The 23,567-nt window shown below is 46.7% G+C and carries 17 protein-coding genes, 1 tRNA gene and 1 other RNA gene; 10 read left to right on the top strand and 9 right to left on the bottom strand.

Features of this window, described 5'->3' with window-relative positions; all coding sequences use genetic code 11:
• The first annotated feature begins 438 nt into the window (after window positions 1–438).
• From MSMTP_RS02335 to MSMTP_RS02320, 4 genes are all read left to right on the top strand, one after another.
• Window positions 439–741: a hypothetical protein gene (locus MSMTP_RS02335; RefSeq protein ID WP_048177535.1), complete on the top strand. Its 303-nt coding sequence runs from the start codon at window positions 439–441 to the stop codon at window positions 739–741.
• A gap of 145 nt (window positions 742–886) precedes the next feature.
• A complete protein-coding gene (locus tag MSMTP_RS02330; protein WP_082090464.1) occupies window positions 887–2,773 on the top strand; it encodes a clostripain-related cysteine peptidase in 1,887 nt (628 codons plus the stop codon).
• Window positions 2,774–3,088: 315 nt separating this feature from the next.
• Entirely contained in the window at window positions 3,089–4,105 is a 1,017-nt protein-coding gene (gene fen, locus MSMTP_RS02325; protein ID WP_048177532.1) for a flap endonuclease-1, read from the top strand.
• An 89-nt stretch (window positions 4,106–4,194) separates the two neighbouring features.
• Complete coding sequence (locus tag MSMTP_RS02320; protein ID WP_082090463.1) at window positions 4,195–5,241, top strand: cation diffusion facilitator family transporter; 1,047 nt, start codon at window positions 4,195–4,197, stop codon at window positions 5,239–5,241.
• Window positions 5,242–5,353: 112 nt separating this feature from the next.
• On the opposite strand, the gene MSMTP_RS02315 is transcribed toward MSMTP_RS02320, so the two are convergent.
• From MSMTP_RS02315 to ffs, 4 genes are all read right to left on the bottom strand, one after another.
• The gene (locus tag MSMTP_RS02315) at window positions 5,354–6,310 is read right to left on the bottom strand and encodes a beta-ribofuranosylaminobenzene 5'-phosphate synthase (protein WP_048177531.1); all 957 of its coding nucleotides are present in this window, start codon (window positions 6,308–6,310) and stop codon (window positions 5,354–5,356) included.
• A 347-nt stretch (window positions 6,311–6,657) separates the two neighbouring features.
• Window positions 6,658–7,356 (bottom strand): ATPase domain-containing protein, encoded by a 699-nt coding sequence (locus MSMTP_RS02310; RefSeq protein ID WP_048177529.1) that lies wholly within the window; start codon window positions 7,354–7,356, stop codon window positions 6,658–6,660.
• 406 nt (window positions 7,357–7,762) lie between these two features.
• Window positions 7,763–7,847 (bottom strand) — tRNA-Ser (locus tag MSMTP_RS02305).
• A gap of 165 nt (window positions 7,848–8,012) precedes the next feature.
• Window positions 8,013–8,327: signal recognition particle sRNA (gene ffs / locus MSMTP_RS18295), an RNA gene on the bottom strand.
• A 422-nt stretch (window positions 8,328–8,749) separates the two neighbouring features.
• Between ffs and MSMTP_RS02300 the strand changes: the two genes are divergently transcribed.
• Window positions 8,750–10,369: a methylamine methyltransferase corrinoid protein reductive activase gene (locus MSMTP_RS02300; RefSeq protein ID WP_048177528.1), complete on the top strand. Its 1,620-nt coding sequence runs from the start codon at window positions 8,750–8,752 to the stop codon at window positions 10,367–10,369.
• A 1,671-nt stretch (window positions 10,370–12,040) separates the two neighbouring features.
• Here MSMTP_RS02300 and purB read toward each other — a convergent pair.
• Window positions 12,041–13,387, bottom strand: coding sequence for an adenylosuccinate lyase (purB, locus tag MSMTP_RS02285; protein WP_048182522.1), 1,347 nt, complete (start codon window positions 13,385–13,387; stop codon window positions 12,041–12,043).
• Window positions 13,388–13,901: 514 nt separating this feature from the next.
• Between purB and MSMTP_RS02280 the strand changes: the two genes are divergently transcribed.
• The 3 genes from MSMTP_RS02280 (at window position 13,902) to MSMTP_RS02270 (ending at window position 15,439) form a co-directional block, all read left to right on the top strand.
• Window positions 13,902–14,051, top strand: a complete 150-nt coding sequence (locus MSMTP_RS02280; protein ID WP_048177522.1) for a 50S ribosomal protein L40e — start codon at window positions 13,902–13,904, stop codon at window positions 14,049–14,051.
• A gap of 6 nt (window positions 14,052–14,057) precedes the next feature.
• Window positions 14,058–14,801 (top strand): geranylgeranylglyceryl/heptaprenylglyceryl phosphate synthase, encoded by a 744-nt coding sequence (locus MSMTP_RS02275; RefSeq protein WP_048177521.1) that lies wholly within the window; start codon window positions 14,058–14,060, stop codon window positions 14,799–14,801.
• A 398-nt stretch (window positions 14,802–15,199) separates the two neighbouring features.
• Window positions 15,200–15,439 (top strand): MTH865 family protein, encoded by a 240-nt coding sequence (locus tag MSMTP_RS02270; protein WP_048182519.1) that lies wholly within the window; start codon window positions 15,200–15,202, stop codon window positions 15,437–15,439.
• 23 nt (window positions 15,440–15,462) lie between these two features.
• On the opposite strand, the gene MSMTP_RS02265 is transcribed toward MSMTP_RS02270, so the two are convergent.
• A complete protein-coding gene (locus MSMTP_RS02265; RefSeq protein WP_048177519.1) occupies window positions 15,463–15,687 on the bottom strand; it encodes a hypothetical protein in 225 nt (74 codons plus the stop codon).
• A gap of 350 nt (window positions 15,688–16,037) precedes the next feature.
• Here MSMTP_RS02265 and MSMTP_RS02260 point away from each other — a divergent pair, with 350 nt between their 5' ends.
• On the top strand, window positions 16,038–17,762 hold the full coding sequence (locus MSMTP_RS02260; RefSeq protein ID WP_048177517.1) for an ABC transporter ATP-binding protein: 1,725 nt from the start codon (window positions 16,038–16,040) through the stop codon (window positions 17,760–17,762).
• Window positions 17,763–17,918: 156 nt separating this feature from the next.
• On the opposite strand, the gene MSMTP_RS02255 is transcribed toward MSMTP_RS02260, so the two are convergent.
• From MSMTP_RS02255 to MSMTP_RS02245, 3 genes are all read right to left on the bottom strand, one after another.
• Window positions 17,919–18,662 carry a flavodoxin family protein gene (locus MSMTP_RS02255; protein ID WP_048177515.1) on the bottom strand — a complete coding sequence of 248 codons (744 nt, stop codon included), beginning with the start codon at window positions 18,660–18,662 and terminating at the stop codon, window positions 17,919–17,921.
• Window positions 18,663–18,935: 273 nt separating this feature from the next.
• Window positions 18,936–19,556 carry a flavin reductase family protein gene (locus MSMTP_RS02250; protein ID WP_231582892.1) on the bottom strand — a complete coding sequence of 207 codons (621 nt, stop codon included), beginning with the start codon at window positions 19,554–19,556 and terminating at the stop codon, window positions 18,936–18,938.
• A gap of 360 nt (window positions 19,557–19,916) precedes the next feature.
• Window positions 19,917–21,131, bottom strand: a complete 1,215-nt coding sequence (locus tag MSMTP_RS02245; protein WP_048177511.1) for an ABC transporter permease — start codon at window positions 21,129–21,131, stop codon at window positions 19,917–19,919.
• Between the two features lie 623 nt (window positions 21,132–21,754).
• On the opposite strand from MSMTP_RS02245, the gene MSMTP_RS17805 reads away from it, so the two are divergent.
• Entirely contained in the window at window positions 21,755–23,518 is a 1,764-nt protein-coding gene (locus MSMTP_RS17805) for an ATP-binding protein (RefSeq protein ID WP_369799624.1), read from the top strand.
• Window positions 23,519–23,567: the final 49 nt, after the last annotated feature.

Raw genomic sequence — 23,567 nt, 5'->3', positions numbered from 1 at the left:
GTTTGTGATCCACCCTTCCCTACGACATTTTTATACTCCAGTATTCTTTTAAGCGACTCTTATCTGCCAGTTACCGATTTAGATCTCCCTGCAATCCCCTGTCTTTTGTAGCTTCGACCTGATTTTTCAGGGAATCTAATTACAACCAGAGAGAATAATTTAGAGATTTTAATTATAATACTAAAGAGATAGAAAGATAGTGATAAATATTAAAAATTTGAAGGATAGTATTAACAGGAGAGAGAATATTTTCGTCCAAATTGGAAACGGTACCGAAAGATGTATAAATCAGATCGGATTTATTACGGCGACCGTCGGAAAAAGAGGATGTATCAAAATATATAATTGAAGTGATGCACGATCGTAAGTTATTATTAACCCTAAATATGTATAATCTACTTATCCTTTGGTTTAAAGAGGAAAAGAAGGAACGCAGATATGCACCTTAATCTGGAACCAATCGGTATTATTAAAAAGGCTGTTAATAAATCGGAAATATTAATTTATTCCGATTTCGAGCAGGTAATACGGAATATAGCTTCAAAAATGGGGGAAGGGGCCGAAGCCGGACAGAAACTTCTGATCATCCACAAGAGCGGCAGCAAGAAATCCTCTGACGGACACCAGGTAAGGGTTACGAAAACAACATTGCTGGAAAGAAAAGGCAATCTTCTGACCGTATCCAAAATTGACGCTAATGAAGACTCCGTGATCGACGTACGTCTCGATGCCATTGCCTGACCCCTTAAAGGTAATTAGGCATGGAGGAATAGAATAGACTATAGACCAATCATAATATTTTTATATTTTAATATTTTCGCATTTTTTTATTAAACCGGAGAGCCCGGAGGAGATTTCCGGGAGTTTCCGGACCAGGGGACCTGGAATGAAGAGGTTGGGGATCATAGTGCTCATCCTCATATTTCTCCTGGTCAGCGGCTGCTTTGAGAGCGGCGTTGGCCCCGAACAGGGGGAAATGGAGGGAAACATAACTGTTGCCGACGGAACAGAGTCCGGAAAACTCCAGGTTACTACTCTTGTAGCTATCTATATGGTTGGAAGCGACCTTGAGTCTGAAAGCGGGTATGCGAGCCGGGATATCCTTGAAATCCTTGAAGGTCTGCCCACAAACCCGGAGGACATGGAAGTTGTGCTGGCTTACGGAGGGGCTGCTGCGGAAGGCTGGAAAGGCATGACCATTGCTGATCTGGAAGACCTGAGGCAGGATGCTGACGACGAGGTCGTGGGCAATGAGGCGTACCACCGAGAAGTATATACACGGGCAAATATGGGGGACAAAAAAAGCCTGGAAACCTTTCTTTCCTATATCCGGGACAATTACGAAAGCGAAAAGGTCCTGCTGGTTTTCTGGGACCACGGAGACGCCTACCGGGGACTTTGCTTTGATGAAAACCACGGCTACGACAAGCTTGAAATTTCCGAACTCGAAAGCGCCCTTGCAGCCTCAGAACTTCATTTCGACCTCATAGGCTTTGACGCCTGCCTCATGTCCACCCTCGAACTTGCAAAAGCAGTCGGACCTTTTGCCGATTATATGCTAGCCTCCGAAACAATCGAACCTACACACGGCTGGGACTACACCGCTTTTGCGGAGTATGCCGCAGAACACCCGGAGGCTCCGCCTGAAGCCGTGGGCAGGGAAATCATTGACAGCTACCTGGAAAACCCCACACATGTGCGCCCGCGGACCCTCTCCCTCCTGGACCTTTCAAAAACCGATGCCGTCCTGGAAAGTTTTGATACCCTTGCAGCAGGACTGAAATCCGAAATCGCAAATCCCAGGGCTTACTGCGGACTCGGGGCATCCTTTACCGGGGCCAGGAAGTTCGGGGTAGAGCCCCGGCAGGAAGCCGAAATTTCGATGGACCTGAAGGGTTTTACCCTCGAAGTCCGGGAAGAGGTTCCCCACCTTTCAGAGGATGCAGATCACCTTCTTGAAACTCTTGACAGCTTAGTGGTTTATGCACGGCATGACGGCTCCGTCCCAGGGGCACACGGCGTCTCCATATACTCCCCACACGCCACCGAGGGCAATTACCGGCAATACCGCGAAGTTTCGGTTTCCGATACCTGGTACGGCTTCCTGGGGGAGTATAGGGACAGGGCCTGCACGGACCTGACAGAACCCGGGATTTCGAAAAGCGGGGATTCTTTTACGGTTGAAGATGATTCGGGGGTGACTTCGGTTGAGCAGGTATACTTCATAAATTCAGCCAGGGGAGCCGTCATTTTCGGAAAACTGCCTGCTGCCTGCTCCGGGGACAGTGCATACTGCCTCCCGGAATGGGATGGGAAATGGGTCTACTTCCGGGACAATCAATCAGGCGCTTACACCCTCATATCCGCAACGTATGAAGGGGAAAGCGAGGACGGCACCCGAATATTCTCCACGGAACTCGAACTTAGAAGGAATGGGAAAGCCAGGAACTGCCTTGCTTACCTTTACCTGGAACCGGAGAACGGGACCGTGGATACATACCTTAACCCATACGAGAACCTGGAAAACGGGGACATTCTTTTTTCACGGGAGGTGTTGAGCCCGCAAGGAGGAGATGCCCTCACCGCATATGCCCCCCTTTACGGGAATGACGGGACCCGGAAATGGATATCGCTGGAAACGATTTCAGTGGGAGAAGATGCGGCATTTGTCTTTGACTACCTGCCGGAAGGGACCTACTACACCGCGCTCTATGCCAGGGATTTCGGCTCAAACTTCAATATGAGCGAATCGGTGGAAGTGGTTCTGGACTGAATTTACCCGCGGTTTTTTAGGATTCATCCGATTTTCATTCTGTTTTCCCATCCTTCGGCATCTGTCTTTCATTCTTTAGTTCTGGAATTACTCAATATTTCAATTTTTTCGTTCCAGAGAGGATTTACCCTTCCGTCTTTTTTCCCAGAGTTTTCCCCTGTTCCATTGAGGTAAACAGATACTTAACTAAGCAATGATGCGGTAAAGATAAAATTTCAGTACGCATAACCTATACTAAGCACAGAATAAAACACATAGCACAGAATAAAGCGCCATATGCGCTGAAGGAAATTCAGAGGAAACACGAGGGAAAACATGGGTACAGATATCGGCGACCTGCTCCAGAAAAGAAAGGTTGAGCTCTCATACCTTGCAAACCGTGTAGTTGCAATCGACGCATTCAACACCCTGCACCAGTTTTTAAGCATCATCCGCCAGCGGGACGGAAATCCCCTGCAAGACTCCTCAGGGAGGGTAACCTCCCACCTTTCAGGCCTGCTCTACCGGACCACGAGCCTGGTGGAAGCCGGGATCAAGCCGGTCTTTGTCTTTGACGGCAAACCTCCGGACCTGAAAGCTGAAACCCTGAACAAAAGAAAAGAGGTAAGGGAATCGGCCCGGGAAAAATGGGAGACCGCTAAAGCCACCGGAGACCGGGAAGCTGCCTACAAATACGCCCAGGCTTCTTCAAAGGTCGACCAGCATATTGTGGAAGACGCCAGGTACCTGCTCGACATTATGGGCATCCCCTGGGTCCAGGCACCCTCCGAAGGCGAAGCCCAGGCTGCCTATATGGCCCTTAAGAAAGATGCGGATTTCGTTGCCTCCCAGGACTACGACTCCTTCCTTTTCGGAGCTCCTGCGGTTGTCCGGAACCTGGCGATTACGGGAAAAAGAAAGCTTCCCGGAAAGAACGTTTACGTTGACGTAGAACCCGAAATGATCGAACTCGAAGAGACCCTCAAAGCCCTTGAAATCAACAGACAGCAGCTAATCGACATTGCAATCTGCGTGGGCACGGACTACAATAAGGGTCTTGAGAAGGTGGGCCCGAAAACCGCCCTGAAACTGGTCAAGAAGCAGGGGGATATCCATGCCATACTCAGGGAGAAAAAGATTGAAATCGAAGCCCTGGACCGGATAAGGGATTTCTTTACATCCCCCGAAACCACGGACGACTACGAGCTGAAGTGGAAAAAACCGGACCATGATAAGTTGATCGAATTCCTCTGCAGGGAGCATGATTTCTCGGAGGACAGGGTGGAAAAAGCTTTCGAACGCCTGAAGGCGGCATCCGGAGGGAGGCAGCAGACCCTGGATCAGTGGTTCTGAAGAACTCATAGCGGTTCTGGAATATCAGACATCGTTTTCCGGGAGAACTGTGGGATACGGCGGGATACGGTGGAATGTGGTGAGATAAGATGGTAGAGCTGGCAGAGCAGGAGTTAGAAGAAGAGGGGGATTACGGAAAACTCCCCCGGAGAGAGGAAACTAACGCCGGAAACCCTCATTCCCACACCCATGGCGTAATAGACCCGGAGCTCCTTTCCACAGAGAGGGGACTCTACGCGGTCAGGTGGTCTTTTGCAGGACTCATGCTCACCGCGCTCTTCCAGATCTTCATTGTTTACATCTCGGGCAGTGTTGCCCTCCTTGCCGATACCATCCACAACTTCGGGGATGCCGTAACTGCGATTCCCCTGGGTTTTGCCTTCCTGCTTGCCCGGAAGAAGCCCAGCAAGCGCTTCACCTACGGGTACGGGAGAGCAGAAGACCTCGCTGGGCTCATAATTGTTTTTTTGATCTTATTCAGTGCCATTGTTGCGGCCTATGAATCCGTGCAAAGGCTACTTTCCCCTCAGCCTGTGAATTTCCTGGGGGCGGTGGTTGTCGCATCCTTAATAGGCTTTCTAGGCAACGAACTGGTCGCTAAATTCAGGATAAGCGTAGGAAAAGAAATAGGAAGTGCCGCCCTGGTAGCTGACGGATATCATGCCCGTGTGGACGGGTACACAAGCCTTGCCGTGCTGTTCGGGGCGCTGGGAGTCTGGCTTGGTTACCCTCTTGCAGACCCGCTTATCGGACTGCTCATAACCGTTGCAATCCTCCACATTGTCCTGGACGCGGGAAAAGCCGTTTTGTCCCGCATGCTCGACGGAGTTGACCCCGAAATCGTGGATGAGATCAGGGAGGAACTCGGCACGGTAAAGGAGGTGAATGATGTGAGCGAGGTCAGGGTACGCTGGCTCGGACACAGGCTGCACGCCGAGGTGAACATTGCAGTGGACCCGGGCCTCTCAGTGGAAGACGGCCATGCCGTTGCAGTGGAAGTGCGCCACAGGCTGCTGCATGACCTGGGTTACCTCTCAAATGCTGTCGTCCATGTGGACCCCCTTGGTTCCTCAGGCGAGGAGTTTCACAGGATCCCGGAGCATGAACACGACAGTTTGCCCCCGCATTCCCACTAAATTGAGTTACAAAAAGTTGAGTTACAGCCCCCGTTTTTACGGTATATGGCAGCCAGATTTTTCAGAGATTCAAAGGTTTGAATTTGGGATTTCAAACCTCAGGTCCCCCTAATCAAAGCCGGGAAATCTCCGCTCCACTGTTTTTGGCTTTTGTCATGAAGACTGTCCCACCTAAGGACTCATCGAGCATCTGCTGGACTTCTGCCTGGAGTTCCTGCCCTTCGGCTTTGTTATCCACCAGGGAATAGACCACAGGCCCGAATGAGCTCACCCCGGCACCGTAACTTCGGGTGCGCATGAAGGCTGAGACTTCCTTGACAATATCCGGCCAGACATAGTGTTCAAGCCTGTTGAAACCCACGTTCTGTACATGGTTTACGGCTGATCCGAAGCTCTCGATATCTTCTTCCATCACGGCAGGCATCATTTGCATGAGCACGACGTGAGCAACCTCCCTGACTTCTTCTATGGGAAGGGGGCAGAATTTCTTGAAAACCGCCACTTCCTCCTCATCGTGCATCCCCTTGTCATTTGGAACGGCAACTACCAGGTTCCAGTCCGGGAAATCTCTCCTGAAGAGCACGGGACCCGGAGGCACCCTGCTGGCAGCCGAGGGTAAAAAAGCTCCTTTATCCCTGAACCTGTGTCCCCCGTCAACAATGAAACCGCCGTTTTCAAATGCTCCTACACCTATTCCCGAGGTCCCCCCCCGCTGCACGGTAAACGCGAGGTCCCGGACGCTCATCCCGAGCCCATAGAGCTCGTTCACGGCCGCAGCAGCCGAGAGAGAGGACTGGGTTCCGGAGCCGAATCCAACATGAGGGGGAATGAGGGACTCAACATTTATCCGTACACCTTCCCCTTCCGGGAGAACGGCTTCAACGGCCCGTTTCATGCGATCGGTAAAAGCCTCCGCGCCTTCAACCCGGATTTCGTCTGCTTTTTCAGCTGTTAGCGTGACGTTGGGAGTTGGAAGTGCAAGGCCTGCCCCCCCATCTACCCTTCCGATCTCCCCGTTTAAGTCAATAAGAGTCATATGAAGCCTGCAAGATGTAACTATTTTGATCATTGTTTAGTCCGACCTGGAAATTACCATTTCCTGTGATATATAATATTTTGATAATGTTTACTGTTCTTAATTATTGTTTATGATATTTAAGTTTTTAATAAATTTCCGGAATGGATGCCACGATATTGTAAAAAATTTTACACAAGAGGTTCTTCCGGAAGCTTAGAGAACAGGAATATTTAAATCTGAATTAGATAGAGGAAAGGATTTAAATCAAGGTTCAATTTTTCGAAAAACATCCCACGGAACATAAGAACCCTGAAAAAATAGAGCGTAAGAAGTAAAGCGGACTTGAAATCAAGAAAAATCAGATAAAAGAAGACTTGATGAAATCAAGAAAAATCAGATTAAAGCAAACTGATACCACCCGAACCGATTTCAAACCTTATCAACTCCAGTTTGATGCAGGTTCTTCGCATTTTCGGTATATGGATGTGGCGCTCAAGGTTGCCGGTATAGGGATTTTCACCCAGCACGAGCCTGAGAGAGCCACTGGAAGAATACTCTGCAAGGCCCCGGGTCATTTTGCAGGCGGTTTCATCCATGACAAACATGGCCGTGCAACCTTCTTTTGTGCTGAGAATGAAGTTAAGGGCATCGAACTGGTCCCTGAAGTCCTGGACCGAAAGGCGAAGGGTGAAAACTCCTAGATTATCAATAACAACGACATCGGTTCCTTCAGGCACATAGTCAGCAAGTAAAGGGAGTTCGATTTCCAGGCCCTCGGGAGTGAAACCGAATTTGGAGGTCTGGACTTTCTCGGACCGGTTCTGGAATGCCTTTTCTATAACCAGTTGCCCGTTCTCATAGAACCTTGAAAGCCCTAACCCGAGCATTTCCGACTGCTTGATGATATCTTCAGGAAGCTCCTCGGTTGCGACCAGCACGCAGCGCTTACCATCCATGCATGTCCTGTAAAGGAAATGGATGCCAAAGATGGTCTTACCCGTACCGGTACTCCCGGTAACCATGATTACCCTGCCCCTTGGATAGCCACCGTTAAGTCTGTCGTCCAGTTCAGGTATGCCCGAGGATATGCGTTCCATTTTTACTGCACCCCTTTTCCTTCCATCAAACGGTAAATTCACAATAATATAACAAACATATTGAAAAACACCTGAATTCAAAGTAATTATGCCCTGAAAATGTTTTATTCTGCTGCCAGCCACCTGTCAGTGGCCAGTTTTTGATGTAGTTATTGATAGTATTTATACAAACTTTAAGTGATATTTATAAGATGTGGGCATAAAGGGCGTTCCCTATAAAATACTATCTATACGTAAATTTTTAACTATGTACAGTTAAAGTGCATCACATATAAAAAATTGCACAGTTCACGAATAATTGAATGAAGAAGGAGGAGAAAGAGAAGGAGAAGAGAAGGAAAAAAGAGAATACTTAGAACAAAAACGCAGAGAGGACGTAGATAAAAAGATCGAAAATAGGGAAAAACGACGAGAGGGGGATTCGAACCCCCGAGATGCAAAGCATCACAGGATTAGCAATCCTGCGCCATACCGGGCTTGGCTATCTCGTCATTCAGGTTTTAGAAGACGCGTTTCCCTTAAAGGCATTTCAGATATTTAACCTTTTCCGGAGAAAAAACAGTTTGCAAAAACTGCACATCCACCTCACATTAAGATTTTTGCAGATTTTTATGTCAGGTTGAAAGGTTTGAAATTAACCGATTAAAGGTGTTTAGTGATGAGCACGCCGCAGGTTGATACACCTCGGAGATCCCAGGGGGCTGGCACCCCTTCTCCACCCCGCAACCCCACAAGCGATGATTGCCCACGGTGAGTCTGCTCCCTTCCGGACCTCGACCGGTTTCCGCGGTTAAGATAGGAAGACCTGTTCTCCAGCAAGCCCTCAAACCAGCAACATCCAAGCAGGACGGGGCTTCTCAGTTGAGGCCCCAGGCTCGGAACTCTTTGATAAACCTTCCATTGGCTTCGTCCCCCGCGTATCGGCGATTTCGGGTTACAGGTAACGCCGGGCTACCCGAACTAGCTCATCAACCATACAACACGCTAGTAATTTATAAAAGTATCCCTACTGATATGCATTTATTTCCGACATGCAGACAGGACATCTCATCTCCCCCGGACATTCGGAGAAGAATCAAGAGTCCATGCGACCCCCTTTTCAAAATATTGAACTCAAAAAAGGATTTAAGAACCGGAGACCCCTTAAAACCCCCTTTTTGCGGAAAGAGAATTATTATTGAACTTGAAAATATATATAAATACTTATAATTCCCTCTATGTATTTATACGTAGATTTACAAAGTAATCCATATAATTAGATCTCAAACGACTACGAACAAGTATAAACGACTACATAAGACTACAAACGACTGATAAGTTCCAAACGACTTATGGGAACTATTTACTTAACACACCGGGATACCGGAAAAAAGTCAGATAATGGGGGAATTGTATGAGAGTTGGAGTTGCAGTAGACCTGGGAACGAGCGGTTTTAGAGCTCAGAAAGTAGACCTTGACCGGGATGAAATCAAAAGAACGGTAATCACACTGAGGAACCCCCTGCCGGGAGCGAATGTGATGGACCACATGGACTTCGCAATTCACTACGGGCAGGACCTGGCCCACGGACTTTCCGTGAATGCGGTAAAGAACCTGCTCCAGGCCCTTGATGTGAAAACAGGGGAACTTGAAAGGATTTCCATATGCGGAAACCCCATCCAGTTATCCATATTCCAGGGGATTACCATTGAAGACCTTGCCTACGCAGGGGAGCGGAAGAAAAAGAAATACCACATAGAAGACCAGAAAAGAGACGCAAGGATAGTGCCAAGCAGTGAAATCCCCGGGCTTGAGGAATTTGAATGTGAGGTGATGGTACCCCCGGCAATCAAGCACGAAGTAGGGGCCGATGCCCTTGCCCTGATCGTAAAATCCGGGATGCTTGACAAGGATGAGATTTCGATTGCAACGGACTACGGGACAAACGCCGAGATGGCCCTGAAAGTAGGAGATGTTATTTACACAGGCTCTGCAGCTGCCGGGCCTGCGCTGGAAGGGCAGCAGATAAAGCACGGGAACCTTGCATCCCCGTTCACGATTTCCGACATAGAATTTGAAAACGGGGCACTCCGGAACTATGTGTTGAACGAAGAGATGAAATCAACCCCAGGAGACCTTGTTGATCCGGCAACAGGGGAAATTCTTGAGGAGGGCCAGATAAAAGCCAAAGGGATTACGGGCACGGGAGTTATAGCCCTGATCGAAAAAGCGCTGGGAAAAGGCCTTGTTGAACTTCCTAAAGTCAAGACTCCCGAAGGGATCATTCACCTCCAGGATAAGATACTTTTCTCGGAGCATGACCTGAAAGAAGCCGGAAAAGCTATCGGGGCAATTCGTGCGGGGCATATCACCCTCTGTGCGACTGCCGGAATTACAATGGAAGATATCGAAACGGCTTACATGGCAGGAGCCGCAGGCACCTATATGGATGCGGCAAAAGCCCAGAAAATAGGGCTGATTCCCTACGGCACAGGTAGGATCTGCCAGCTAGGAAACACCTCGCTTACCGTGGCAAAGGAAATCCTTGTTTCCGAAGATAGGCTCTGGGAACTGCAGGACGTTGCAAACAAGATCATAGGTACTCACACTATGTTTGCAACTGCCCCGGAATTCAGCGACGCTTACGTCCTCGAACTTGCCTACTGGGAAGAGGGGATGCCCATGAAAATGTTCAGGAAGTACCTCAAAAAGAAGGGACTTCCCGCCCTGGGCGACCCCATAGAAAAGCCGATAATCGAAAAACGCGTGGAAAGGGACATCCAGGTACTAGGGGAAGAGGGGCTGCACGTACTCGAAAGGGTGGGGACATACCTCTCAATGGTTGTCGAAGACTGTCCCGAGTGTCCGAAGTGCATAAAAGTCTGCCCCAATGACGCCATCAGCATTGACGAGAACAACAGAGTCATGATCAGCACCGACCTCTGTGACGGCGCCCACTGCCAGAAATGTATCCGGGCCTGCCCCGGGGACAAATTCAACTGGGAAAACCTGGAAGTCTTCGAGAATCCTTAATCAGTATTAAAAGCAATAGGATATATCCGGAATCCGACAAAAGGTTTACTTCCGGTAACAGATTTCTGGCCGAACCCCGGTGTCCCTCTGAATAGGGCAACCCCCTGGTGACACCCACATAAAAAGATTTCGCGTGATTCAGAAGCAAAACAAGAAGTGAACATGTGCCAGGAGAATAAAGAGGAAGGGGGCATAAAAGGGAAAAATCAGGGTCATGATGCATAAAAATGGGAAAAAGATAGAAATAAGAGATAAAAAAGAACAGAATATTGGTTCAAAACGGAGAATAGGAACAGACCAAATTTAAAGGAATTTAAGGGCAATTGACGAGTTTTGGACGGTTGTGCGCATATTCAGCACAAATTATATAAACAACCTCATCGTAAGAAATTATTGAGGCATCTAATCCACTTTCACACCGTAAAAAATCTACCACATTTTGCCCAAATAGACTTTTTAAAGTTACGCAACGCCTTTTTAGGTGCCTCAATATACCCAATTTTAAGCAACGTTTTTTTGGAAGGCAATTCATCACATATAAAGTTATATATTTTTTTAGAAAAATAAAAATTGAGTAAGCCGTTTACCCTTTTTAAAGCACCGCACAAAAATGGCACTCCTGCACGAGAAAGGGCATTGAAACCCAGACATATACAAAAATAATAAAGAACTCAGGAGAGCTAACTACGTCTTTTTTTCATGCTAAACCCTGGTGGGGCATAAGGCAGGGCACATAAGACCACAGGGGAAAAACTACCCCCGGGCCTGTGAAACAATTTTAATCCTGAAAAACGGATTCAAGCCCTGTAAAACGGTTTCGGACCCTCATATAAAAGGTAAAAGCAAAAAAAAATCCCGCAGAATTAAGAGTTACCCCATAAAACCCGAAAGAAATCCGAAAGAAGTAACAAAAAGGAGGGAAAAAATAAAAAAAATAAAGACAGATTAGAAACAGAAGGGATGAATAGTAAAAAATGCAGGAAAAAAGGCGAAATGTTGACACGGAAAGAGCATTAGTGAGAACGAAAAGCAAATAGTGTGAACATAGGAAGAAGAATCAGAAAAGGAGTGAGAATAGTTTTGGATGGTTGTGCACAGAACGAACACAAAGTATATATGCAACCTTCACATAGGAATTATTGAGGCATCTAATCCACTTTCACACCGTAATTAATCTACCACATCTAGCCCAAACAGACCTTTTAAAGTTACGCAACGCCTTTTAAGATGCCTCAATATACCCATTTTTATGAAGACGTGACAAGGATAGGGCTGATCACATATAAATATTTATATTTATTTTTAATGATATAAATAGTGTAGAGTACACCAACCCTCATCGAAGATTAAATTGCCGTTGATACACATAATCACAGAGAAGCCCGAAAATATACGGTCCGCCGAAAGGGAAAAAGAGGAGAGATAAAAAGTAAAGGGCCGCACAAGGTAAAAAGAAAGTAAAGGGGCAAAAAGCTTTTTTTAGATTGTACAGTTTTTAGATTGTACAGTTTTTAGATTGTACAGTTTTTAGATTGTACAGTTTTTAGATTGTACAGTTTTTAGATTGTACAGTTTTTAGATTGTACAGTTTTTAGATTGTACAGTTTTTAGATTGTACAGAATTGTTTAGAATTGTTCGGACTTCGAGAGGGGAAGGAAAAGAAAAAAAGATTAGAGGTCGTAAGCCTCCCGCAGTTTCACGGCAAGGGATTCGACCTGTTCCACGGCAGTTCCGATGTATTTGTCAGGGTTTACAAGGTTTTCAATATCCCCGGCACTCAGGTATCTTACAACTTCCGGAGCTTCCAGAAGCACGTTTTTGAAGTGCTGTCCGGTTTCATGGGCTTTCATTGCAGAGGCCCGGACGAGTTCATGGGCTTCCTGACGGCCAACCCCGCGTTTTGCAAGTTCTATCATGACAGCTTCCCCCATATTTAGGCCCCGTAGCAGTTCAAGGTTCCGACGGATGTTTTCGGGATAGAAGCGCAGATGTTCGATTACACTGATTCCGAGTTTTATGATATGGTCCGTTAACACGCAGGCCTCGGGGAAGACTACTCTTTCACAGGAAGAGTTTGTCAGGTCCCTTTCATCCCAGAGGGTGTTGTTCAGGAGTTCGGGCTCGACCATGGACCGCACGATCCTTGCAAGCCCACAGATCTGTTCGGACTTGATAGGGTTTCGCTTATGCGGCATGGTGGAAGAACCCACCTGCTTTTTCCCAAAGCTTTCTTCTACTTCCGCAATCTCACTGCGCTGGAGAGACCTGATTTCAACGCCGATTTTATCAAGGGTCGTAACCGTGTTTGCCATCCACATCACAAACTCGGCATGCCGGTCTCTCTGGATGATCTGGTTGGAAACGTCAACCGAACCGACCCCCAGATGCTGCATGGAGAGTTTCTGGACCATAACCCCTGCAGACCCAAAGGCAGCCTGAGTCCCGACAGCCCCCGTCATCTGCCCGACAGTGGCTCTCGGAGTCAGCTGAGCCAGACGCTCCAGATGCCTCGCGACTTCGGAGGCCCAGATAGCAAAACGGAGCCCGTATGTTGTAGGAACCCCGATCTGGCCGTGGGTCCTCCCGCAGCAAACCGTATGCTTGTGAACTTCCGCCTTATCAAGGAGAACCTTGAGTAAGATTTTCAGTTTATCCTCCAGGAGGTCAATTGCATCTTTTATCTGGAGAGCCGTTGCCGTGTCCAGAATATCGTTTGAGGTGGCCCCGAAATGCACCCACTTCCCTGCATCATCCCTGCACTGTTCGGAAATTGCAATGACCACCGCCATCATATCATGGTGGATCTCAGCCTCGATTTCGTTTACTCGCTCGGCCTTCACCAGACCAATGCTCTCAGAAATAATCTCAGCAGCCTCTGCAGGGATTAGCCCCATGTCTGCCTCGGCCCTAGCAAGGGCAGCCTCGGTCTGTAGGATCCGGGAAAGCCGGTTATCCTGACTCCATACGTACTTCATTTCTGCGGTACCGTAACGGTATTCTATCGGATGAATCGCCACAACAATCACCATTTCTGGAATAAGGAAAATTTAACCATTTAAATCTAAATTCGACCTTAAGTCATTTCAATATTGACTTAATCAATTTTGAGTTCAATTCAATTCGAACTTCAATTCAATTAGGACTTCAATTCAATTAGGACTTCAATTCAATTAGGACTTCAATCCAATTCGGAATTTAATTCAATTAGGACTTCAATTCAATTCGGAATTTAATTCAGAATTGAACCTGCATCGTCTATAATACGTCATTGAGATCAATTAAGAGCAGGGGGGAATAAACAACATAACTAATAAATAAACTTTAAGTCTCGAAAGGAAAAATCTGGGGAAAGGGAAGAAAAGAAAAAGGAAAGAATAGGAGAAGGGAAGAGAGAAAGGAAAAAAGTAGAAAGAAGGGGGACTGTCCCTGAAGACAGCGGAATTTTTTAATGAAAAACATTATATGCCTTAACATCCATTAAGCGGGCTATATACCGTACCTAGAATGAAAAAATAATAGCAGGTGACAAAAATGGCTAGATTCCCAGAAGCAGAAGAAAGGTTACTAAACAAAAAGATCTGCATGAAATGCAATGCCAGAAACGCAGTAAGGGCGACCCGCTGCAGGAAATGTGGCTACGAAGGCCTTCGCGTAAAATCCAAGGAATCCAAGGGAGCATGATCCTTTTTGCAGGTGGAAGCACACCTCCAGAAAGTTATTGATAAAGACGGAAAAGTTCATCTTACCCTTATTGACCCGGCGTCCCAGACACCGGAAAAGGCAGCAGCTATCGCCCTTGCCGCAGTGGAAGGGGGGAGCGATGCCATAATGATCGGAGGCTCTACGGGAGCTTCCGGGACCCTCCTGGATGAAACCGTCATAAGGATTAAGGAAAAGGTAGATGTACCTACCATCCTTTTCCCGGGCAGTTCAGCCGGGCTTAGTAGCTATGCTGACGCCGTATTTTTCATGAGCCTGTTGAACTCCAGGGATGCCAGTTATATCATCACAAACCAGGTACTTGGAGCTCCGCTTGTGTACAGGAGTGGAATCGAGCCAATTTCCATGGCTTACCTCGTGGTCGAACCAGGGGGAACCGTGGGCTGGGTAGGGGATGCAAAACTGATCCCCAAACAGAAACCGGAAATTGCCGTTGCCTACGCCCTTACAGGCAAATACCTTGGCATGCACTATACCTACCTTGAAGCCGGATCAGGAGCTCACACGCCCGTTGACCCGAAAATGATAGGGGCTGTCAAGAAAGTGCTCGGAGACAACAAGCTGATCGTAGGAGGCGGAATCCGGGACGGGGAAACCGCAAAACTCTGCGCCGCCGCAGGTGCGGACATGATCGTAACGGGCACGATTGTCGAGGAAGTAGAAGACGTTACGGCAAAGGTTGCCGAAATAGTGGCCGCCATAAAAGAATGAAAGAAGTTCATTAAATTACAGTTCTTTTTACCATTTATTTTTTTAAAACCCTGTTTTTTCGAGAGCTTAAGCTATTTAATTCTCTAAAAGCCTTCTTTTTACCCGAGCGATTACAGAAAGTGATCTGAAAGGGAAAAACTCCACCGGATAACTTAGTAAAGTTGTTATACCCGGGATAATATGGTTTTGTACCAGGACATACAAGGTTAAAACAGAGGATATTTGGTTTACACCGGGACAGGCCTGATTCAAACATAATATATGTTGATATTGCAGTACCGATTAGGAATACAAAATACCCTGAGAATAAGAGATTATGGAACAATATTTCCTGAGAACGCCAGCCTGTACCGGGAAAATGAACAAAAAGGGAAATGAACAAAACCGGAGGAAAAAAAATGGACGTAAGGGAAGAGGTCCATGAACAGATCCTTGAAATACTCAAAGATGCAAAGTTTCCCATAAACACGCTGGAGGAATTGATTACTGCTCTACCCGAGGGGCTGGACACCACATGCAGAATAGGAGATGTTGAAGTTACTGCAGCAGAGGCAAGAAGTCTGATTACTGAAAAGGACTTCCCGTTCAAAGATGCGAAAAATGTGGCAGACTTAATGGTTGAAAGAGCAGGATTGTGAACTTATTTCTTTTTAATATGAATTTATGGAGTTTGACCGGAAAAAACCCAACCAGCAATACTTTTCATTTTCCTTATTATTTTATTGAAGCTTGCAGGATAAGCTGCTGCTTCATCAGTTGTTGCCGGAGAGGGAGTTTTCAACACCCTGGTAACAAGCCATTCCTTGTACCCAAAATTTTTATTTCCTAAACTATTTTTATACTTGAAAACAATCCTGAGGATTAACAAAACAATCCTGATGCTCATATTTCCAAAGCATACCCGAGCAGGATACAGTTTGCAGGCAGGCGATTATAATAAATAGTTTTAAAGGTAATACTGGTTTCCTATTTTATTAAATCAGCAAAAACCATATCCGGACAGTGCCGGGGTTTATAAGATACCCGGGCAGCCGCCGATAACACTATCGAATATCACAGGGTATTCGAATATCACAGGATATTATACAGGATTATAGTCCTCATAGTAAAATTAACACTTCCGAAATAAGCAAGATGCATTTAATTGGCGTTTAAAAGTGTGATTAATTCGTGAGTATACCATAATCATCGAACATCACCCGGATAGACCCAAGAAACATTCAAAAGGTGAATAACATGCTCAAAATCTCCAATCTGGTAAAGGATTATGAGGTCAATTCCGAAACCATCAGGGTGCTGGACAATATCGACCTTACGGTACAGGACGGGGAAATTCTCGGGATTACAGGTCGAAGCGGGAGCGGGAAATCAACGCTTCTGAGAATCATCAGAGGGGTCGAACCCTTCCAGGAAGGCAGCGTGGAAGTGGATGGGGAAACAGTTACCCCTGATTCTGGGAAGGAAGGGGAAAAGTTCCTGAAAAGGGTAACAGCAATTCATCTCCAGCGGAACTTCGGACTCTGGAACGGCCCCTGCATTGAGAATGTGATAAGGAAACTCTATTACCTGGAAGTTGGCCATGAAGCGCTCCCGGCCACTGATGCCCCTGAATACGACGATCTTTATGCAGAAGCGATGGAGTACATGAAACTCGTAGGTCTCGAGCAAAAGGCCCTCCATTCCACCAACCTCTTAAGCGGAGGGGAAAAGCAGAGGGTCGTCATGGCCAGGCAGCTTGCCGCAAAGCCCCGGGTCCTCCTTCTGGATGAACCCGTAACGATGACCGGCCCGGACACAAAACAGGAAATCCTCGACGTAATAAAGAGCCTTAAGGAGAAGCTTGACATTGCAATTATCGTGGTCTCCCACCTTCCGGAAATCCATGCCTACCTTGCCGACAGGCTGATCTTCCTGGAAAACGGAAAGATTGCAGCAGACGGAGAACCCACCACCGTGCTCAAAAACTTCCGGAAAGATATGAAGCCCATGGAAGAACCTGCAGCCCTCACATCCAGGGAAGCCTGCATTCGGGCAAAGGACATCTCCAAACGCTACTCCCTGATCCGGATGGGAGAAGTCCTGAACATCAAAGACTTTTCCCTTGACGTCAACAGAGGAGAAATCTTAGCCTTTATAGGTTCTTCAGGAGCCGGGAAGACAACCCTCATAAAGCTCATGGAAGGGCTGATCAAACCGAAGAGCGGGACAGTCGAGTACAGCTGCAATGGAGAATGGGTTGACGTTATTAATTACAGCAAGAAGCGCATAGAACTCCGCAGGATAATGAGCATCATGAACCAGGAGTTTTCAATGTCCCCGCACTCCACGGTCAGGGAGCAGATCCGCTTCAGGCTCAGCCTGAAAAGGAGAGGAGCTATCGAGTACGCCAGGAAAAAGGCTCAGGATATCGGGATGTCGGATGAGACCCTGGACAATGTATACAGGCTGCCCGATATGCCGACGGAAGAAAGAGATGCCTTCTTCAGGGAAATGAATCTCCCGGAAACAATCTACTCCGAACTTTTCCCCTATATCCCCGTAACGGACGTGGACACATACGCAAAACCGGTCTTTGAAGCCCTGGACCTGCCAACGGAAGTCCTGGACAAGACCCCCTACCAGATCAGCGGAGGAGAACACGTAAGGGCTTTTATCGCCCTCAGCCTTGCAACCTCCCCCGAATACCTGCTTCTTGACGAGCCCTTCGGAGACCTTGACCCTGTAACCCTGAGGGACGTCACCAATTCCCTGAAAAAGATCAATGAAGTTTTCGGGACCACAATCGTTCTCGTGAGTCACCACATGGACTTCGTCCGGGAAGTTGCCCACAGAGCCGTGCTGATAGAAAACGGGGCACTGGTAATGGACGGGGAACCTGCAGAAGTCTGCCAGGAACTGATCAACAGGAGCAACGCCCCCTACATGGAACACAACCTTGAAGACCTTGTCGAAGGCAAATAAAAGAAGAGAAACAAAAGGTTTTGCCTTCCGCAAAAACCTTTTTTCTTTTTTAAACCTTTTTTACTTATTAAAGATATTTGCCCGCTGTCTAAAGATATTCGCCCGCCTTCGGACTATTTTTTAATCAACTAAACCATATTTCATTTCGAAAAGATTTTAAGCCCCTTCTGACCCTCTTTTCCCTTTATTCTCAATCATACGGTCCATTTCTTCGTTCCCGAATTTTATGTAGAGATAATCAGGGACAATTGTTTTTTCAAGTTTCTCCCGCAATTCGTCGGAAATTTCCTGATTCTCCACAATAGACCGGCCCGCGTTGCGCAGGAGTTTTTTGTACTTTGAGACGAGGGGTTTTACGAGGAGGTTTTTAACTTTCAGGACTTCCCCCTCCCCTCTGTAGATTTCACCAATTACTTCAGTGTGGAGAGTCCTCGCAAACCGCCTGAAAAAGAGGCTCACAACCTGGAAATTGCTAAGTCCGGGAAGTCCGGAGTTTGAAATCACGACGATTTTGGGATACTTTTCAAAGCGTTTACCGTGCCTGTACCCCCCCTCCCCATCTTCCACGAAGTGGGGCAAAAGGATAGGAAGCAGCCTATCGATAAAAGTTTTCATAAGTGCCGGGATATTATCAAAGTAGACCGGAAATGCGAACACCACAACGTCCGATTCCATAAAGCTCGGGATAAGGACCTCCATGTCGTCATGGAGCGTGCATTTTCCGGAAGTTTTGAGCCAGCAGTCAAAGTCCCCCTTGCAGTACCGGATATTTTTTTCGGCAAGGATGACGTTTTCGGTCTCTGCCCCTGCCTCTTCTGCCCCTTTCAAAAACTCCTCCACCATAAGAAGGGTATTGCCTTCCCTGCCCTTATGGCTCCCGCTGAATACCGTAATTTTCATGTGATCACTCCCCTTTTTCTCCCCCAGGCAAACGGAACTATGTAAACGGAAGAGTTGCCTGTAAAATCCTTTATTATATTCAATGCCGCAAATTCCTTCGCCAATCTCAGTGAAAGTTTAACCACAGAAAGCACGGAAAACACGGAATAAAGAAGATTTGGGTACAATCCTTCCGTGCTTTCCGTGTCTTCCGTGGTTATAAATTAAATGTAAATATTTACTTTCGGGACTATAGTAAATACTTAGCCAATGATTAAGCAATATTTATTCCCGTTACTCATATTTTTTTACGGCATCCCCATTTCCACTGAAGTTCTTTCCTACAGACCAGGCTTTGCCCAGGTGACTGCCTATTCCCCAGTAGTTGTTGTCATACATCGAGAACACGATGGGTTCAATCTTTTCAATATCAGGAACCCCATTGCAAAGGTAACATTCCTCGGCGTAGCTTTCCACGACCTCTCCGATGAAAACCTCGTTTGTCCCCCCGAAGTCCAGAGTATCCACAAGTTTGCACTCCAGGTTTACCGGACATTCCATGATCATGGGAGCATTTTCCAGTGTCCCGTAGAAGGTTTCGAAAATTTGGGACTTATCCGCTTTTTTCCCGGAAACAATCCCGCAGTAATCCGTAACTTCCACCATGTGCCTGGAAGGGATGTTCACACTAAAACAGCGGTTTTCCTTAATTCCCTCGTTTGTATAGTGCATCTTTCCCAGGGTGACCGCAATCATGGGGGGGATTGCCTGTACGACCCCACAAAAAGCGATGGTCAGGTAATTAGGCTTTCCCTTTACATTTGCGCCCACCAGGGTTGTTGGCATCGGGTACAGAAAATTCCTGGCTCCGAGATTCTGTTTCTCCATGCGGTTCATCAGTCCTCTCTCCATCATTATCCAAACTGAAATATTTAGATTGAAATCAAAGTATGAATTGGATTGAAATCAGAATCTGAATTAGATTGAAATCAGAATCTGAAGAGTTGTGATATCATGAAAGCTAACAAAATGAAATTTCACTATATTCAATATGCCCACCGGGATCTAATTAGTATTCCGGTTTTGTGCAATATATAATGTAAGATATAATAAAGAAGGATATAAATATCCAGCAATAATTTTTGAAATACAAAAATGTAACATGGAAAAGGATAAACCAGTAAAGGAGAACAGAAAACTCAGAGCAGCTCTTCGACTTTCAAGAATCCGCAACAGAGATAGCTCGATCATTCCAGGAAAAAAATATCCGGCAGCTTACTCATACCTCAAAGCGTCCACCGGGTTCATTTTCGCAGCCTTGTTTGCCGGATACGCCCCGGCGGCGACCCCTACTATAAGTGCCACCCCTAACCCGATCTCCAGTATATAATGCGGATAAAGGAAGGGCAGGTCCAGGAAGTTCGTAACCGCATAAGCGCCTGCCAGTCCTACTCCCAGCCCCATAATACCACCTAAAAGGCTCAGGATCATGGCTTCCACGATAAAAAGCAAGAGGACATCGGTGCTTGAATAACCCAGGGCCTTCATAATCCCAATTTCCCGGGTGCGCTCCGTGACAGTAACAAGCATGATATTCATGATCCCAATGGAGCCCACGAGCAGGGAGATAAGGGCAACTGCGACAAGGAAAGCTGCCAGGGAATCAGAGAGCTGGTTGACCTGTTCAAGGACATCGGCCTGGTTGAAGATCGTGTAAGGTTTTGCGTCCTCGTCGTCCAGGTCCCTGGAAGAAACCCCGAAATTCCTTGCCAGGCGCTTGTCCACTTCATCCGAGACTTCCTCCACGTCTTCAAGGCTTCCGGACATGATAAAAAAAGCCCCGAAATCATCTTCCTCGAGCATTTCGTTGATTGTGGAGACAGGGACAAATATGCTCACGTCCCGGTCAATCCCCCCTTCGGCGAATGAGGTATCCGGGCTCTCGATTATGCCCTTTACCTTAAAGGTCCGCGTCACAAACTCCCCTTCTTTAAGACGGAAGGCAACGTCAATAGAACTCCTGGAAGAGATGTTCCGGTCGAACTTCTCAGACGCCACGTCGGAGCCGATAACCGCTGAAAACTTATCCTGGTCAGTTATGAAACTGCCTTCTTCCATGATGATGTTGGCCGTCTCCTCGTAGTCTTCGGAAACCCCGACAATGTTAATATTCTTATTCTGTGAGAGATAGGTGACCTCTCCAAGTTGCTGTTTTATTGGCGAGACCCCCATCACTCCAGGGGTTTTATCAATAATTTCCAGTTCGTCAGTATAGAAGAGGTTAGGTTCCTGGCTGAAAACGATTATAAAATTGGAACCCAGAGCATTGATTTCTTCTTTGAAAAAGAGGTTGAAACTCCCCCCCAGAGAGACATTTGCAACTACTGCCGCAATTCCTATAATAATGCCCAGAGTCGTCAGGCCCGAGCGAAGCTTTGCACTCCCCACACTCCCCAGGGAAATTTTGATAGCTTGCCTGAAATTAAGCACCTAATCCCACCTTAATTCCCGAAAAAGGACTTTATATGACCTTTTTAAGACTTAAAATTCCGAAAGCAAACCTGAAAAAACAGGCCTGAACTTACGGAAAAGCAATTCACTGAAAAAATACCCCAATCCAGACAGCTGTATGTCCCAATACCTCATTGATATGCGCATTATTAAATTGTATGCATTATTAGATTATATGCCACAACTATATAAGCAGGTTGTACAAACAGATAGAGGGTCAACTGATCAAACAAACGGCAGTTTTACAAGGGGCAGTTTTACAGGGGAACCGCAAACCCATATTATAAACACCGCAGTCAACTAACCGATGGCAAAAAGCAAGAAAGGAAAGGAAAGGAAAGGAAAGGAAAGAACCAGAAACCCGATCACGCCCCAAACATTGTAAATTGCCACATTTCTTATATATGTTTGAGATATATCATATGAAGAATGTAGTTATAGATGTTCTGCATATTTGGATGTTCTGCGCATTAAAACAAAATAAATACACGATGTATTGAGACAAAAGAAAGAAAAAATCGTACTCAATGCAGGCTTTGCAAAAAAGCCATTATTAACCCTTATCAAATCCATATTTTGCTTATTAAGAAGATTAACCTCAAATATCCGGAGGGGGAAGAATTCAGACAAAAAATAAAAACACAGATACCGATTTTTCTCTAACCGTACCATGCAGCCCCCAGACAACCGCATTATATAGCAACCCTGAAGAAGTGGTAGAGTTACTTGCTCTTTATTTTAAAGAGGGGATCGAGAAGGGAGAACGCTGCGTATGGATAAGCCCCGAACCAGGGGAAGCTGAAAACGCAAAAATGGCGCTGGAAAATACGGGAGTGGATTTTGAGCGCTGCCTACGATCAGACCAGCTGGAAATAACACAGGCCAGGGAGTTTCAGGAAAATACAGCTTGGCCTGCCCCCACAGCAGTGGAAATGCTGGAAAAGAGATCTGAAAAAGCCCTCTCGGAAGGGTATTCAGGACTCCGGATAAACCTGGACCTTAAAAAAGCAGAAGGAGCCCCATCATCCGTTTTTGAGAACTGCAGGGAAGCCCTCGAAAAAATAGACCGAAGAGAAAATATTACGCTTCTTTTAACCTGCCCCCTTGAAGGACTTTCAGCTTCGGAACTTCTCAAGCTGATGGGAAAGCAGGAGGACCTGATAGTAAAGCAGGAAGGTAAATGGGAGTTTATCGGAAGTGAGAAAACCGTAAAAGAAGACGTTAACGAACGCAAAAAAATGGGAAAACTCCAGCAGGAGAAAATGTGTTTCCTTCAAAACCTTGTAGATTCCATTCCGGCACCTGTTTATTATAAAGACAGAAATGGGGAATACATCGGCTGCAACCGGGCCTTTGAAGAGTTTATGGGAAAAAGCAAAGAAGAAATCGCTGGAAAGACGGTGTGCGATTTCGCCCCAGTTGAAGTTTCCGAAAAACAGCACCTCAGGGATCTGGAATTAATCCGGACTCGAGGAAAGGAAGTGTTCGAATCAACCGTTGGGTATGCTGACAACACCCTCCATCAAGTGGTTTTCAATAAGGTTGTGTTTGGCGGCCCCTCCGAGGAAGACTCCGTGCTACTGGGCATCATATGGGATGTCACCGAAAGAAAAGAACTGGAGAAAAGCCTCCTCAAGGCGAAAACAGCAGCTGAAGCTGCCAACAGGGCAAAAAGCGGGTTCATCGCAAACATGAGCCATGAACTGCGGACCCCCCTTAATTCCGTAATAGGGTTTTCGGATCTCCTGCTTGAAGGGGCTTTCGGGACGCTCAATGGGAAGCAGGCCAGATACGTACACAATATCCTGAACAGCGGGAAACACCTGCTGGAAATCATCAACAACCTGCTGGACATCTCAATACTCGAAACAGGAGAAAGCTCCCTCGACTACGAAGAGCTGGACCTTGCACCCTTCATAGAAGAAGTTCGAACCTCCATCCGCCCCCTGGCTTCAAGCAAAAATGTTGCCATTGAGACTGACTTTGACCCTACCCTCGGAAACATCCGGGCTGACCGGGCAAAATTAAAACAGGTCCTCTACAACCTCCTGAGTAACGCCATAAAGTTTACACCCGGAGAGGGAAAAGTCAGCGTAGAAACACGTAAAAAGGACGGAGTTGCAGAGATCAGGGTCACTGACAATGGTATAGGCATCCCCTTAGAAAGCCACAGGAAAATATTCCAGCCTTTTGTACAGGGAGATTCGTCCTCCGCAAAAGAATACAAAGGGGTTGGTCTCGGGCTTTATATTGTTAAAAATTTTGTAGAACTTCATGGAGGCGAAGTAGGGGTGAACTCAGAACCAGGAAAAGGAAGCACTTTCACCTTTACGCTTCCCCTGGAGCGGAGAGTGGCGAGCAGCTGAAGCTATATCCGGGGGTATCCACCTTCAAAAAACGGTCAGGGCAACAGCC

The organism is Methanosarcina sp. MTP4, from assembly GCF_000970045.1.
Classification (GTDB): domain Archaea; phylum Halobacteriota; class Methanosarcinia; order Methanosarcinales; family Methanosarcinaceae; genus MTP4.
Note: the sequence above shows the minus strand (reverse complement) of the source record. Positions and strands in the feature narration are given on the sequence as shown.

Bases quoted from the DNA above. Each gene is read 5' to 3' on its own strand.
- MSMTP_RS02335 (WP_048177535.1), top strand. From the start codon at position 439: ATGCACCTTAATCTGGAACCAATCGGTATTATTAAAAAGGCTGTTAAT.
- MSMTP_RS02330 (WP_082090464.1), top strand. From the start codon at position 887: ATGAAGAGGTTGGGGATCATAGTGCTCATCCTCATATTTCTCCTGGTC.
- fen (WP_048177532.1), top strand. From the start codon at position 3,089: ATGGGTACAGATATCGGCGACCTGCTCCAGAAAAGAAAGGTTGAGCTC.
- MSMTP_RS02320 (WP_082090463.1), top strand. From the start codon at position 4,195: ATGGTAGAGCTGGCAGAGCAGGAGTTAGAAGAAGAGGGGGATTACGGA.
- MSMTP_RS02315 (WP_048177531.1), bottom strand. From the start codon at position 6,310: ATGATCAAAATAGTTACATCTTGCAGGCTTCATATGACTCTTATTGAC.
- MSMTP_RS02310 (WP_048177529.1), bottom strand. From the start codon at position 7,356: ATGGAACGCATATCCTCGGGCATACCTGAACTGGACGACAGACTTAAC.
- MSMTP_RS02300 (WP_048177528.1), top strand. From the start codon at position 8,750: ATGAGAGTTGGAGTTGCAGTAGACCTGGGAACGAGCGGTTTTAGAGCT.
- MSMTP_RS02280 (WP_048177522.1), top strand. From the start codon at position 13,902: ATGGCTAGATTCCCAGAAGCAGAAGAAAGGTTACTAAACAAAAAGATC.
- MSMTP_RS02270 (WP_048182519.1), top strand. From the start codon at position 15,200: ATGGACGTAAGGGAAGAGGTCCATGAACAGATCCTTGAAATACTCAAA.
- MSMTP_RS02265 (WP_048177519.1), bottom strand. From the start codon at position 15,687: ATGAGCATCAGGATTGTTTTGTTAATCCTCAGGATTGTTTTCAAGTAT.
- MSMTP_RS02260 (WP_048177517.1), top strand. From the start codon at position 16,038: ATGCTCAAAATCTCCAATCTGGTAAAGGATTATGAGGTCAATTCCGAA.
- MSMTP_RS02255 (WP_048177515.1), bottom strand. From the start codon at position 18,662: ATGAAAATTACGGTATTCAGCGGGAGCCATAAGGGCAGGGAAGGCAAT.
- MSMTP_RS02250 (WP_231582892.1), bottom strand. From the start codon at position 19,556: ATGATGGAGAGAGGACTGATGAACCGCATGGAGAAACAGAATCTCGGA.